The following is a 13162-nucleotide window of genomic DNA, read 5'->3' as shown; positions in this document are numbered from 1 at the left end:
GCCGGCGCTCTGACTCGGGCCCGAGAGCGGACGCTGCAGCTGGTCGATTTCGACGACACCGAGCTGCGCCGCCAGTACGACCCGTTGATGAGCCCACTGGTGTGGGACCTGGCGCACATCGGCCAGCAGGAAGAGCTGTGGCTGCTGCGTGGCGGTGCCCCGGATCGGCCGGGGAGGTTGCCGCCGGATGTCGAGGGCCTCTACGACGCCTTCGTGCACTCCCGCGCCAGCCGCGTCGAGCTGCCGCTGCTGTCACCGAAACAGGCTCGCGCATACTGCGACACAGTGCGGTCGGCGGCGCTCGACGCCCTGGATGCACTGCCCGACGATCCCGATGCCGGATTCGTCTTCGGAATGGTGGTCAGCCACGAAAACCAGCACGACGAGACGATGTTGCAGGCGTTGAATCTGCGGATCGGCTCGGCGTTGCTGCCCACCGGGACCCCGTTGCCGTCGGGCCGGCCAGGTCTGGCAGGCACGTCGGTGCTGGTGCCCGCGGGCCCGTTCGTGCTCGGCGTCGACTCCGCCGACGAACCGTTTTCCTTGGACAACGAGCGCCCGGCACACGTCGTCGACGTCCCGGCCTTCCGGATCGGCCGGGTCCCGGTCACCAACGGTGAATGGCGGCAGTTCATTGACGACGGCGGCTACCGCCAGCCGCGGTGGTGGTCGACGCGCGGCTGGGAGCACTGCCGGAGCGCGGGCCTGACCGCACCGCAGTTCTGGGACGCCGACGGTCACACCCGGACCCGGTTCGGCCACGTCGAAAGCATCCCCGCCGACGAACCGGTCCAGCACGTCAGCTTTTTCGAAGCCGAGGCCTACGCCGCGTGGGCAGATGCCCGGCTGCCCACCGAAATCGAATGGGAGAAGGCCTGCGCGTGGGATCCGGCCGCGGGTGCGCGGCGCCGCTACCCGTGGGGTGACGACGACCCGTCCCAGACGCGTGCCAACCTCGGCGGTGCGGCGCTGCGCCCGGCCCCGGTCGGCGCCTACCCGCGCGGGGCGTCAGCCTACCGAGTCGAGCAGACGCTCGGCGATGTGTGGGAATGGACCACCTCACCGCTGCAGCCGTGGCCGGGATTCACGCCGATGATCTATCGGCGCTATTCGCAGCCATTCTTCGGCGGTGACTACCGGGTGCTGCGCGGCGGGTCGTGGGCCGTCGCACCGGAAATTCTGCGGCCCAGCTTTCGCAATTGGGATCATCCCTATCGGCGGCAGATCTTCGCCGGCGTCCGATTGGCCTGGGACATCTGATGTGTCGACACCTGGGCTGGCTGGGTCGCGAGGTCGCCGTCTCGGCGCTGATGCTCGACCCGCCCTCCGGTCTGCGGGTCCAGTCCTATGCGCCGCGTCGCCAAAAACATTGCCTGATGAATGCCGACGGTTGGGGCGTAGGCTTTTTCGACGGCGCGACACCGCGGCGGTGGCGTAGCGCTGCCCCGCTGTGGGGTGACGCGTCCTTCGATTCCATCGCTCCGGCACTGCGCAGCCAGTGCGTCGTTGCCGCTGTGCGTTCGGCCACGGTCGGCATGCCGATCGAAGTCAGCGCTGCCGCGCCGTTCACCGATGGCCAGTGGCTGCTCTCCCACAACGGAATTGTCGACCGCTCGATCCTGCCCCCCACCCAATCTGCCGAATCCATGTGTGACAGCGCACTTCTCGCCGCGCTGATTTTCACCCGAGGTTGTGACAACCTTGCTGACATCATCGTGGAGCTCGGGACGGCTGACCCCGTGGCCCGGCTGAATGTCCTGGCGGCGAACGGCTCCCGGCTGTTGGCCACCACATGGGGCGACACATTATCGGTGTTGCGCCGCGACGACGGCGTGGTGGTGGCCAGCGAACCCTACGACGACGACCCGCACTGGGAGGACGTACCCGACCGCCACCTCGTCGAGGTCACCGCGGACGGCGTCACCTTGACCGCACTGAGAGGATCTTGATGACGCTGACGCTGTCCAACCACCTGGCCGCAGACTCCGCCTATCAGGCGCTGCGGCGCGATGTACTCGACGGTCTGCGACAGGCTCCGAAATCATTGCCGCCCAAGTGGTTTTACGACTCGGTGGGCAGCGACCTGTTCGACCAAATCACCCGGCTGCCGGAGTATTACCCGACCCGCGCGGAAACCGAAATCCTGCGTGGCTGCTCAGCCGAGGTGGCATCGGCCACCGGTGCGGACACCCTGGTCGAGCTGGGCAGTGGTACGTCCGAGAAGACCCGGATGCTGTTGGATGCGTTGCGTGATCGCGGCGCGCTACGCAGATACGTGCCGTTCGATGTCGACGCCAACATGCTGTCGGTGGCCGCATCCGCAGTGCAGCGGGAATATCCCGGTATCGAGATTGCCGCGGTCTGTGGTGATTTCGAAGAACATCTGGCCGAAATTCCCGGTGGTGGGCGGCGGCTGTTCGTGTTCCTGGGGTCAACGATCGGCAATCTGACCGCCGAGCCGCGTGGCGAGTTCCTAGCCTCGCTGGCCGCGGTGTTGCGGCCGGGCGACACTCTGCTGCTGGGCACCGATCTGGTCAAAGACACCGAGCGGCTGATCCGGGCATATGACGACGCCGCTGGAGTGACGGCGCGGTTCAACCGCAACGTGCTCGCGGTGGTCAACCGGGAACTCGACGCGGATTTTGACGTCGAAGCCTACGCGCACGTCGCTCGTTGGAACGCTGAAGAGCAGCGGATGGAGATGTGGCTGCGCGCCGAGCGACCGCAGCGCGTGCAGATTCGGGCGCTCGACCTAACCGTCGAGTTCACCGCCGGTGAGGAGATGCTCACCGAGGTTTCGTGCAAGTTCCGGCCCGAGACGGTGGCCGCCGAACTGGCCGCTGTCGGGCTGCGGCGCACCCGGTGGTGGACCGACAGCGCCGGCGACTTCGGGCTGTCGCTGGCCGCCAAGTGACCTCGCTGGCAGACGGCTGGCGGTCGGCCCGTCCGCCGGTCGCCGGGCTGCACCTGGACAGCGCAGCCTGCTCGCGGCAGAGCCTGGCTGTGCTCGATGCCGGCGCCCGGCACGCCCGCCACGAGTCCGAAGTCGGCGGCTATGTCGCCGCGGCCGCCGCAGTACCGGTGCTGGACGCCGGGCGCGCCGCCGTCGCCGCGCTGGCCGGCATGCCCGATGCCGAGGTGGTGTTCACCACCGGCTCGCTGCACGCACTCGACCTGCTGCTGGGCAGTTGGCCGCCGGGCGGCCGGACCCTGGCCTGCCTGCCGGGTGAATACGGCCCCAATTTGGCGGTGGTGGCGGCGCACGGTTTCGCCAGCCGCCCCTTGCCAACCGACGGCGACGGACGGATCGCGATCGACGAAGCGGCCGTGCGGCTGGCCACCGACCCGCCGGAGCTGGTGCATCTGACCGTAGTGGCGAGCCACCGCGGCATCGTGCAGCCGCTGGCCGAGGTGGCGCGGCTGTGTGCCGAGCTGGGTTTGCCATTGGTTGTCGACGCGGCCCAGGGGCTGGGCCAGGTGGACTGTGCGGTGGGCGCCGATGTCACCTACACGTCGTCGCGCAAATGGCTCGCCGGCCCGCGCGGTGTCGGCGCTCTTGCCGTGCGTCGGTCGCTGATACAGCGGCTGCAGCCGCGGCTGCCGCCGCCCGAATGGGTGGCATCGCTGTCGGTGGCCCAGCGACTCGAACTCGGTGAAGCCAATATTGCTGCACGGGTGGGTTTTTCGGTTGCGCTGGGCGAGCATCTGGCCGCTGGACCGGCGGCGGTGCGGCAACTTCTGGCTCAGGTGGGCCGTGACAGCCGCACCGTGCTGGCCGATGTGCGCGGCTGGCGGGTCGTCGAATCACCCGACGAGCCGAGCGCGATCACCACTCTGGTCCCGATCAACGGTGCCCAACCAGACGTCGTGCGGTCCTGGCTGATCGATCACCGTCAGATCGTGACGACGGCTGCGGGCGTAGAGCGGGCGCCGAAGGAATTGACCGAACCGGTATTGCGAATCTCGCCGCACGTCGACACCACCACCGACGAGTTGGCGACGTTCGCAGCCGCGTTGGCCGAGGCGACCGCGGCCACCACCTGAGATCGCGCCGCCTCTCAGTCGGCTTTGTGCGCGGTCACCAAATACGCCGGCAGTTTCGACCGGCCCTTGTCGTCCTTAGGGAACTCCGGCAGCTGGATTGGGGCATCGGGCGGGCTGGGTGGCATGTTCGCGTGAATGAATGCCGGACGGATCTCGTCGATCTGCCAGTACTTGCTGACCGCGGCCCGCAGCTCGTCCTCGTCGACGGTGTTAGGCCCCTGCTCCGCCTCGGGCGGGAAGGCGGCTTTGGCGAAGACCAAGACGTAATACACCGCCCCCGTCGCCGCGGCGCGGTGTATCGATCGCAGGTAGCCGTCGCGGCCCTCCACCGGCAGCGAGTGAAACAACGTGGAATCGATCACCGTATTGAACCGGCCGTCATAGCCGGTGAACGAGGTGATGTCGGCTTGGGCGAAACTCGCAGTGCGCAATCCGCGTTCTTCCGCAGCCTTGGTGGCGGCCGCGACAGCGGTCGCGGTGAGATCGATACCGACCACGGTGTAGCCTTCGGCCGCCAGCGCCAGCGACAGTTCGGCGTAGCCGCAGCCCGCGTCGAGCACGTCGCTGCGGACCTTGCCGTCCCGGACCAAGGTAGCCAATTCCGGCTGCGGCTCACCGATATTCCATGGCGGCGGTCCCTCGAAAACGCCTTCCTGCCGGTATGCGTTGTCCCAATCCATCACTTCATTCGCCATGAGCTCCAACCTACTCGGGCGTGGTCATCGTCTCCCAGGTGTGCACCGGCTCATTGCTGTGCATGTGGTCGCAGTAGCGGTGCAGCATCTCAGCCAACGCCGCGGGCCGAGTCATCCCGCCGGCTTGCAATGCCCGCACCGTGGACACCTGCCAGGTTGCCCCGTTACGGCCGGTTTTCGCGCGGCCCTCGATCACACCCAGAAACCGGTCGCGCACCTCAGCGGCGACACCCCAGGCCTGCAGGCCCTCGTAGGCCATCGGCAACAATTGCCGCAGCATCAGTTCGTCGGTGGTCACTTCGCCCAAACCCGGCCAATACAACTGAGCGTCCAGGCCATAACGGGCCGCCTTACGGAAATTCGTATGCGCCGCGGAGAAATTCATCTTGGTCCACACCGGACGGTCTTCCTCCGACAAAGTACGCAGCATGCCGTAGTAGAACGCCGAATTGGCCAGCATGTCGACGACGGTCGGTCCCGCCGGCAGCACTCGGTTCTCCACTCGCAGATGGGGACGGCCGCCGACGACGTCGTACACCGGCCGGTTCCAGCGATACACGGTTCCGTTGTGCAGACGTAACTCCGAAAGCTGTGGCGTACGGCCGGCGGCGAGCTCGGCGACCGGATCTTCGTCAGACACCTCGGGCAACAGCGACGGGAAATAGCGCACGTTCTCTTCGAAGAGGTCGAAGATCGACGTGATCCAGCGCTCCCCGAACCACACTCGAGGCCGCACCCCTTGGGTTTTCAGCTCGTCCGGCCGGGTGTCGGTAGACTGCGTGAACAGTTCGATGCGAGTCTCCGCCCACAGGTGATGGCCGAAGAAGTACGGCGAATTCGCGCCGAGCGCCAGCTGTGGACCGGCCAGCACCTGCGCGGCGTTCCAGTTGTCGGCAAAATCGGCGGGGGACACCTGCAGGTGCAATTGCATACTGGTGCAAGCAGATTCGGGGGCGATGGTGCCGGAATTCAAGCTGAGCGGTTCGGCGCCGCCGATGTCGATCTGCAGATCTTCACCGCGAGCGCGGAAGATCGAGTCGTTGAGAGCTTGATAGCGGGTGGAGTCGCTCATCCACCCGCCGCGCAGATGCTCGGGCATCAGCGTCGGCAGGATCCCAATCGTCACGATGTGAGCGTTGTCGGCGCTGGCCTTTGTCTCGGCGTCGTTCAAACTTGCCCGCACGTCGGCTTCCAACTCGATTGCGGTGCGACCCGGCAATGACCGGGGCGGCACGTTGAATTCGATGTTGTAGGCCCCTAATTCGGTCTGGTAGGCTGGGTCGCCGATCGCCGCCAGCACATGCCGGTTCGACATCGCCGGCTGGTAGTCGTCGTCGACGAGATTGCATTCGATCTCCATCCCGGTCAGCGGACGGTCGAACTCGAAGCTGGACTGCGCGAGCATCGTCTCGAAGACGTCTAGGCACAACTGCACCTTGCGTCGGTATTCCTGCCGGTGCGCATGGTTGTACGCGGCCCGTTTGACCTCTTCGCCCACATCGCCGATGCAACAGGTTCAGCGATGCCCGCGCAAGCGACTGGCCACCACGATCTGCGGGCGCGGCCGAAGCGGGGAATTGACCAAGCCGCCGCCGCGCAGCTCGAGCTGGATCGCCGGGTCGGCGTGCCGGGCCAGCGCTCGCAGCGCCGACGGGCTGTAGGCGCGCAGCGAGCTGATCACACCGTCGTGTGCCATCGGCATCACCATGGCCAGCGGCAGCATCGAGGCCAGCTGGGCGATGTGCAGCAGCGACGGTGGCCGGGGCAAATCGATGATCAGCAGCGTGTCCGCCGCGCGGCTCCCTTCGGCCAACGCCTGGGCCGCCGCCGCCGGCGGCAGGTGGTGAAACGACATCGCGAACACCGCCAGGTCATAGCAGCCGTCGGGCGCATCGATGGCTGTCGCATCCATCTGAAGCACGGCAGCCCGCGGGTGGTGACCGAGATCACCAGCGGCGATCGCGGCCACCGAAGCGGGTTCGATGTCGGTCACCGTCACGTCGGCGGTCGGATGCATCTCCAGCAGCGCCCGGGCCAGCCCACCATGTCCGGAGCCGAGCTCGAGGATCTTGGGATCGGGCACGTCGGCGATCTCGTCGAGCGCAATGCGGGCAAACATCTGGTGGTGACCGAACAGTCGCCCGAAGCGGTCCAGGGATCGAATTACCGCGTGCTTGCGGTCGTCGACGTCGTCGCGGTCCAGATATTCCAGCCGATCAGTCTGCAAGAGCCGGTCCAGGCACGACGCCTTGGGGCCGCCGCGCGGCATGCTCTCGAGGTCGAACGTTCGTCTGCCCACATAGACCATCATGGACGATTACACGCAGTGGCCGCCGTCCCGCGGAGGAGAGCAAGTGGCTGAGTTCATCGCCTCGATCGACCAGGGCACCACCAGCACCCGCTGCATGATTTTCGACCACGATGGGGCCGAGGTGGGCCGCCACCAGCTTGAGCATGAACAGATCCTGCCGCGAGCGGGCTGGGTCGAGCATGACCCGGTCGAGATCTGGGAGCGCACCGCCTCGGTGCTGGTGTCGGTGCTGAACAGAACCAACCTTGGACCCGAAGACATTGCCGCGCTGGGTATTACGAATCAGCGGGAGACCACGCTGGTGTGGAACAAGCGTACCGGCAGGCCCTACTGCAACGCCATCGTCTGGCAGGACACCCGCACCGATCGCATCGCGTCGGCGCTGGACCGAGACGGCCGCGGGGAGGTGATTCGGCGTAAAGCCGGCCTGCCGCCGGCGACGTATTTCTCCGGCGGGAAACTGCAATGGATATTGGACAACGTCGACGGCGTACGTGCTGCCGCCGAGCAGGGCGACGCCGTATTCGGCACCGCCGATACCTGGCTGCTGTGGAATCTCACCGGCGGTCCGCGCGGCGGCGTGCATGTCACCGACGTCACCAACGCCAGCCGCACCATGCTGATGAATCTGGAGACCTTGGACTGGGACGACGAGCTGCTCGCGTTGTTCGGGATACCACGGGCGATGCTGCCCGCGATTGCGCCGTCGTCGGCTCCGCAGCCATACGGGGTCACGCGGGACAGCGGTCCGCTCGGCGGTGAGGTGCCGATTACCGGCATCCTGGGCGACCAGCACGCGGCGATGGTCGGGCAGGTGTGCCTGTCACCCGGAGATGCCAAAAACACCTACGGCACCGGCAATTTCCTTTTGCTCAACACTGGCGAAGAGATCGTGCGCTCAGCCAACGGCTTGTTGACTACGGTCTGCTATCAGTTCGGCGACGCCAAACCCGTTTACGCCCTGGAAGGTTCGATAGCGGTCACCGGCTCGGCTGTGCAGTGGTTGCGCGATCAGCTGGGCATCATCAGCGGCGCCGCGCAGAGCGAGGCGTTGGCCCGCCAGGTCGACGACAACGGCGGCGTGTATTTCGTTCCGGCGTTTTCCGGCTTGTTCGCTCCGTACTGGCGATCGGATGCTCGCGGCGCGATCGTTGGGTTGTCGCGGTACAACACCAACGCGCATCTAGCCCGCGCGACGCTGGAATCGATCTGCTACCAGAGCCGCGATGTGGTCGACGCAATGGCAGCCGACTCCGGCGTGCGCCTCGAGGTTCTCAAAGTCGACGGCGGTATCACCGCCAACGACCTGTGCATGCAGATCCAAGCCGACGTGCTCGGTGTCGACGTGGTGCGGCCGGTGATCGCCGAGACCACGGCACTGGGGGCGGCCTACGCCGCCGGTCTGGCGGTGGGGTTCTGGGCCGATCCCAATGATTTGCAGGCCAATTGGCGAGAGGACAAGCGGTGGTCGCCGGCATGGAGCGATGACGAGCGCGCCGCGGGATACGCGGGCTGGCGCAAGGCGGTGCAACGCACCCTGGACTGGGTCGACGTGTCCTAACGTGCCCTACGTTTTCCGCTCGCGGGTAAGGCGCTACTCGTCTTCGCTGAGCACGGTGTAGATTTCGCGCCTCGCCTTGTTGACGACGTCAATGATGCGCTGCTGCTGCTCACGAGTTGCCGCATGCGCGGCTTGCGCTATCGAGGCGAGCAATTGGCCGACCGCGGTTTGTAGGTTGAGGTGCGACGGGTCGACCCCGTCAGCGATCTCCTCCCACGGCGGGGTCGCGATCTTCTTGGCAGCGGCGCGGCCCTCCTCGGTCAGCTCGAAAAGCTTTTTGGTTCCCTCGATTTCCGATCCGACGCAGAGTCCCTCGTCGACCAGCAACTGCAGGGTCGGATACACCGAGCCCGGGCTTGGCCGCCACAGGTCCTGGCTGCGCTCGGCGATCTCCTGGATCATCTCGTAACCGTGCATCGGCCGCTCGGCCAACAGCACCAGGATGGCGGCACGGACGTCGCCGCGGCGACCGCGGCGGCCCGGGCCTCCGCGGCGACCACCGCGCGGGCCGGGGCCAAAGCCGAGTCCGAAACCGAACCCGCCGGGGCCTGACCCGCCGGGCCCGAACCCGCCGGGCCCGAAGCCGCCGGGTTTGAACCCGCGGCCCAACCCCGCTCCGAATTTCGCACCGCCCGGGTTGTCGTGCCCGCGGCCATGGCTGCGGAGATTCCCGTGGACGTCGGATCGAGCCGAGTGGCGCTTTTCGTGCACCGCGCTATGAACCTGTGGGCCAGGGCCGAAGCCCGCTGGGGGGCCACCGACGAAGGGCATTCCGTAAGGGCGGAAAGGTGTGCTCATGGTGTGTCTCGTTTCTGATGGCGTCACGTCTGGTGCGTGAGCGATACAGCAACGATATATCGGAAACTATCGTGATGCAACGGTGGGAGAAACATTCGTCGCCGCTGGACCGGTTTCCGGCATCGCGAACAGGTAGAGGACGAATCCGCCGCCGGCCAGCGCGCCCAAGGCCAGGAATGCCGCGTGGTAGCCCGCCACCACCACGATCCAACCGGCGGCGAAATTCGACAACGCAGCACCCACGCCCCAGGCGGTGGTGAGAGCGCCCAGGCTGATGTTGAACCGCCCGGTGCCATGCGTGACGTCCTGCACGACCAGGGGAAACAGTGCCCCGAAAATGCCCGCACCCACCCCGTCAAGCAGTTGCACACCCACCAGCCAGGACGAGTTGTCCGACAGCGTGTAAAGGAAACCGCGGGCGGCCAACACGGCGAAACCGACCAAAAAGATGGGTTTGCGCCCCCAACTGTCGGCCTTCGCGCCGGCGATATAGGCCACCGGCATCATCACCAGCTGGGCTGCCACAATGCAAGCCGCCATCAGCGCGGTGCCCCGCTCCTTGTTCTGCAGTGCCAGCACCTGACCGACCAGCGGCAGCATGGCCGCGTTGGCGAAATGAAACGCCACCACCGCGGCGGCGAAGATCACCAACCGCCGGTTGTGCAGCAACACCGCCAATCGGGACGGCTGCGGATGAGCCTGCCCGGGTGCGTGGTCCATGCCGCGCGCCACGTCGTGGTCGATGCACTGGGCCGGGATCCGCAGTGTGGCCACCACGCTGAGCAGGCCCATGGCGGCAAGCACCCAGAACACCACCGCCGGGCCAGAGAAGTAGGCCAGCCCACCGGTGGTGGCCGCGGCGGCGGCGTTGCCGGCATGGTTGAACGACTCGTTGCGCCCGATCCGCCGGGCAAAACTGCCCGGCCCCACCACGCCCAGGGTGATTGCCGCCAGGCCGGGAGCGAACACCGAACCGGCGATCCCGGTAACCGCCTGTAACGCCGAGATCGAGTAGAACGCGGGAAAAAGTGGCATCGCCAGGGCCCCCGCAGTGACGATCACCGCTCCGGCGATCACCAGTGCCCGCTTGGCCGTGGTGCGGTCGACCACCGCACCCACCGGCGTCTGCGCCACGATTGCCGCAATCCCGCCGATGGCCATCACGAACCCGATCGAGGCCTGGTCCCACTGATAGGTCAGCAACAAATAAATTGACAGATAGGGACCCAAACCGTCGCGCACGTCGGCCAGCGAGAAGTTCAACAAGTCCAGCGCACGCGCCAGCCGTGCCGGGATCGCCTCGGCGGCGCCGGCCGTCCTTGTCATGCCGGCACGGTAGCCAGCGAAGTTGAACTGAAGCTGGGAAGGTTTACCCGTCGCGGCGGGCTGGGTAGCACTGAACGGATGAATGACGAAAACCGCGACGTGAAGATCGCCGCCGGCGCCGAACCGGCAGTACCCCAAAACGACGCCGACCGCAGTGGCCGGTTGCGTCTCTGGGTGAACTGGGTGCTCGCGCTGTTGACGGTGCCGGCCGCCGCCGCGGTGCTGATCTTTACGCTCGGTGCCGTGATGAGCACGGCTGCGTGCAGTGACAAGCAGTGCCCCAATCTCGGGCCGAACGGAATCAGTTTCGGTGTCCTCTTCTACGGCGCGCCGGTGGTGGCGGCCCTGACCATTGTCATTTCCTTCTTCACGGCTCGCCGCCGGTGGGGCATCGTGGTTCCGGTGATCGCCTTGGTGCTGTTGGTCATCGACATCGTGATCGTCGCCGCGACGGTGGTCCAGTAACTCAACGAGGCGGTGTGAAACCCCCGCCCGGCGCAGGCCAGGATGGTGGGGGCGGCGGCCAGTTCTGCGGAGGCGGCCCGGGGACCGGTGCTGCCAGCGGGCGCAACCGTGCCAGTTCCCGGCGGTGTCGCTCGGCGAGCACAGCGGCCAGCGCGAGTTGCGGCGGAGTTCCGGGCGGGGGCGGTGGAGCGACGCGCGCCAACACATCACCGGCGATCCGGTAAGCCATCTGATAACGCAGACCCGGATCGAGTTGCGGTGCCCGAGAAAGGAATTGGCGCGCCAGCTCGGCTTGCCCCGAGCTGAGGCCGGACAATTGCAGCGACGCGGCCCACCACGCCAGTGACGGCGGCATGGGTGGGGGCGGATTCGATTTCGGGCTGCGTTCGCTGATCACCATCGTCCCGGCGAAGATGTCGCCGATTCGTTTGGCTTTCGGTGAAAGCAGACTGCAGATCACAGCGGGGCTCCCGAACAGCATCCAAATTTCCACCAGCGACGCCAGGGCCCGGAACAGCGCTTGGCGGAAACGTTCCGGACCACCATCGTCGGATACCACTCGCAGCCCCATCACGATTTTGCCGACCGTCCGGCCGCGGGTCGCCGTTTCGAAGGCCAGCGGATACCCGACCAGCACCAGCACCGTGAAGATGATCAGGATGGCGGCAGTTGCGGCGTCGTCGAACTCGGTCAGTGTGGCCGCCCACAACATCAATCCGAGCAGATAACCGACGATGATGACGACGATGTCGATCAACGCTCCGACCGCGCGCACCGGCAACTGCGCGATCTGCACATCGAGCACCACGGCATCGCCCGTCACGACCTCCGACATACTGCGAACGCTACCCATTGGCGGCGACCCGCTGCTCTCGGCTTCGCCGAGTTTGCGATCGCCGCTGCCTCTATGGCGGCGACCCGCTGCTCTCGGCTTCGCCGAGTTTGCGATCGCCGCTAGCCTCGTGCAGGTGGACGTCGACGCCTTTGTGCTTGCGCACCGCGGCGCCTGGGACCGGCTCGACCGGCTGGTGCGTAACCGTCGTCGTCTCACCGGCCCGGAGATCGACGAACTTGTCGAGCTCTATCAACGGGTATCGACGCACCTGTCGATGTTGCGCTCAGCATCCTCGGAGGCGGCGCTGATCGGCCGCCTGTCGACTTTGGTGGCCCGCGCCCGCGCCGCGGTGACCGGCGCGCACGCTCCGGTCAGCAGCGAGTTCACCCGATTCTGGACGGTGTCGTTCCCGGTGGTGGCCTACCGCGCGTGGCGTTGGTGGTTGGCGACGGGTCTGGCGTTCTTCGCTGTGGCGGGCGTCATTGCGCTGTGGGTGGCCGGCAGCCCCGAGGTGCAGGCCACCATCGGAACCCCAAGCGACATCGACGAATTGGTCAACCATGACGTCGCCGCGTACTACAGCGAGCATCCGGCCGTGGCGTTTGGCCTGCAGGTATGGGTCAACAACGCCTGGGTCGCCGCGAAGTGCATCGCGTTGGCCGTCGTGCTGGGCGTGCCGATCCCGTTTGTGCTGTTCCAAAACGCCGCCAACCTCGGCGCCATCGGCGGTTTGATGCTCCAGGCAGGCAAGGGCGACGTCCTGCTCGGCCTGCTGATTCCGCACGGGCTGCTGGAATTGACGGCGGTGTTTCTGGCCGCCGCCGTCGGGATGCGGTTGGGCTGGGCGGTGATCTCACCCGGACAGCGCCCCCGGGTCCAGGTGCTAGCCGAGCAGGGTCGCGCCGTCGTCGCGATCGCGGTCGGACTGGTGGCGGTGTTACTCGTTTCGGGTGTCATCGAAGCGGCGGTGACCCCATCACCGCTGCCGACGTTTGTGCGGATCGGTATCGGGATCGCGGCCGAGGCAGCGTTTCTGGCCTACGTCGTGTACTTCGGTCGGCGCGCCGTCCTGGCCGCGGAGACCGGAGACATCGCCGACGCACCCGACGTGCTACCTACCGGCTGAC

At 66.7% G+C, this 13162-nt stretch carries 13 protein-coding genes; 7 read left to right on the top strand and 6 right to left on the bottom strand.

Going from position 1 to position 13162, the window contains the following annotated elements; all coding sequences use genetic code 11:
- Positions 1-9 precede the first annotated feature (9 nt).
- The 4 genes from egtB to egtE are packed head-to-tail and all read left to right on the top strand — an operon-like array spanning position 10 to position 4044.
- On the top strand, positions 10-1260 hold the full coding sequence (egtB, locus tag AC5Y5W_RS19230; protein ID WP_500013955.1) for an ergothioneine biosynthesis protein EgtB: 1251 nt from the start codon (positions 10-12) through the stop codon (positions 1258-1260).
- Complete coding sequence (gene egtC, locus AC5Y5W_RS19225; protein WP_500013949.1) at positions 1260-1949, top strand: ergothioneine biosynthesis protein EgtC; 690 nt, start codon at positions 1260-1262, stop codon at positions 1947-1949. The genes egtB and egtC overlap by 1 nt, the downstream gene beginning before the upstream one ends.
- The gene (gene egtD / locus AC5Y5W_RS19220) at positions 1949-2914 is read left to right on the top strand and encodes an L-histidine N(alpha)-methyltransferase (RefSeq protein ID WP_500013948.1); all 966 of its coding nucleotides are present in this window, start codon (positions 1949-1951) and stop codon (positions 2912-2914) included. The genes egtC and egtD overlap by 1 nt, the downstream gene beginning before the upstream one ends.
- Positions 2911-4044 carry an ergothioneine biosynthesis PLP-dependent enzyme EgtE gene (gene egtE / locus AC5Y5W_RS19215; protein WP_500013946.1) on the top strand — a complete coding sequence of 378 codons (1134 nt, stop codon included), beginning with the start codon at positions 2911-2913 and terminating at the stop codon, positions 4042-4044. The genes egtD and egtE overlap by 4 nt, the downstream gene beginning before the upstream one ends.
- Positions 4045-4058: 14 nt before the next feature.
- Here egtE and AC5Y5W_RS19210 read toward each other — a convergent pair whose 3' ends face one another.
- From AC5Y5W_RS19210 to AC5Y5W_RS19200, 3 genes are read right to left on the bottom strand one after another with little or no spacing between them, the layout of a single operon-like run.
- Positions 4059-4739 carry a class I SAM-dependent methyltransferase gene (locus tag AC5Y5W_RS19210; protein ID WP_500013944.1) on the bottom strand — a complete coding sequence of 227 codons (681 nt, stop codon included), beginning with the start codon at positions 4737-4739 and terminating at the stop codon, positions 4059-4061.
- Between the two features lie 10 nt (positions 4740-4749).
- Positions 4750-6237 (bottom strand): glutamate-cysteine ligase family protein, encoded by a 1488-nt coding sequence (locus tag AC5Y5W_RS19205; RefSeq protein ID WP_500013943.1) that lies wholly within the window; start codon positions 6235-6237, stop codon positions 4750-4752.
- 18 nt (positions 6238-6255) lie between these two features.
- Positions 6256-7047, bottom strand: coding sequence for a class I SAM-dependent methyltransferase (locus AC5Y5W_RS19200; RefSeq protein WP_500013953.1), 792 nt, complete (start codon positions 7045-7047; stop codon positions 6256-6258).
- A gap of 1 nt (position 7048) precedes the next feature.
- On the opposite strand from AC5Y5W_RS19200, the gene glpK reads away from it, so the two are divergent.
- Complete coding sequence (gene glpK, locus AC5Y5W_RS19195) at positions 7049-8611, top strand: glycerol kinase GlpK (protein WP_500013941.1); 1563 nt, start codon at positions 7049-7051, stop codon at positions 8609-8611.
- Between the two features lie 33 nt (positions 8612-8644).
- On the opposite strand, the gene AC5Y5W_RS19190 is transcribed toward glpK, so the two are convergent.
- The gene (locus AC5Y5W_RS19190; protein WP_500013939.1) at positions 8645-9409 is read right to left on the bottom strand and encodes a PadR family transcriptional regulator; all 765 of its coding nucleotides are present in this window, start codon (positions 9407-9409) and stop codon (positions 8645-8647) included.
- Between the two features lie 66 nt (positions 9410-9475).
- Positions 9476-10735, bottom strand: a complete 1260-nt coding sequence (locus AC5Y5W_RS19185) for an MFS transporter (RefSeq protein ID WP_500013938.1) — start codon at positions 10733-10735, stop codon at positions 9476-9478.
- 78 nt (positions 10736-10813) lie between these two features.
- Between AC5Y5W_RS19185 and AC5Y5W_RS19180 the strand changes: the two genes are divergently transcribed.
- Complete coding sequence (locus AC5Y5W_RS19180; RefSeq protein ID WP_500013936.1) at positions 10814-11200, top strand: hypothetical protein; 387 nt, start codon at positions 10814-10816, stop codon at positions 11198-11200.
- A gap of 1 nt (position 11201) precedes the next feature.
- Here the strand turns inward: AC5Y5W_RS19180 and AC5Y5W_RS19175 are convergent, their stop codons facing one another.
- Complete coding sequence (locus tag AC5Y5W_RS19175) at positions 11202-12035, bottom strand: RDD family protein (RefSeq protein ID WP_500013934.1); 834 nt, start codon at positions 12033-12035, stop codon at positions 11202-11204.
- Positions 12036-12168: 133 nt separating this feature from the next.
- On the opposite strand from AC5Y5W_RS19175, the gene AC5Y5W_RS19170 reads away from it, so the two are divergent.
- The gene (locus tag AC5Y5W_RS19170) at positions 12169-13161 is read left to right on the top strand and encodes a stage II sporulation protein M (protein WP_500022511.1); all 993 of its coding nucleotides are present in this window, start codon (positions 12169-12171) and stop codon (positions 13159-13161) included.
- Position 13162 lies beyond the last annotated feature (1 nt).

Source organism: Mycobacterium sp. NGS51, from assembly GCF_059812525.1.
The sequence above is the reverse complement of the archived record's forward strand: the minus strand, read 5'-3'. Positions and strand labels throughout refer to the sequence as shown.

Coding starts and splice junctions, on each gene's coding strand:
- AC5Y5W_RS19185 (WP_500013938.1), bottom strand. CDS start 10,735: ATGACAAGGACGGCCGGCGCCGCCGAGGCGATCCCGGCACGGCTGGCG.
- AC5Y5W_RS19210 (WP_500013944.1), bottom strand. CDS start 4,739: ATGGCGAATGAAGTGATGGATTGGGACAACGCATACCGGCAGGAAGGC.
- AC5Y5W_RS19190 (WP_500013939.1), bottom strand. CDS start 9,409: ATGAGCACACCTTTCCGCCCTTACGGAATGCCCTTCGTCGGTGGCCCC.
- AC5Y5W_RS19175 (WP_500013934.1), bottom strand. CDS start 12,035: ATGTCGGAGGTCGTGACGGGCGATGCCGTGGTGCTCGATGTGCAGATC.
- egtC (WP_500013949.1), top strand. CDS start 1,260: ATGTGTCGACACCTGGGCTGGCTGGGTCGCGAGGTCGCCGTCTCGGCG.
- AC5Y5W_RS19180 (WP_500013936.1), top strand. CDS start 10,814: ATGAATGACGAAAACCGCGACGTGAAGATCGCCGCCGGCGCCGAACCG.
- egtD (WP_500013948.1), top strand. CDS start 1,949: ATGACGCTGACGCTGTCCAACCACCTGGCCGCAGACTCCGCCTATCAG.
- glpK (WP_500013941.1), top strand. CDS start 7,049: ATGGACGATTACACGCAGTGGCCGCCGTCCCGCGGAGGAGAGCAAGTG.
- AC5Y5W_RS19200 (WP_500013953.1), bottom strand. CDS start 7,047: ATGGTCTATGTGGGCAGACGAACGTTCGACCTCGAGAGCATGCCGCGC.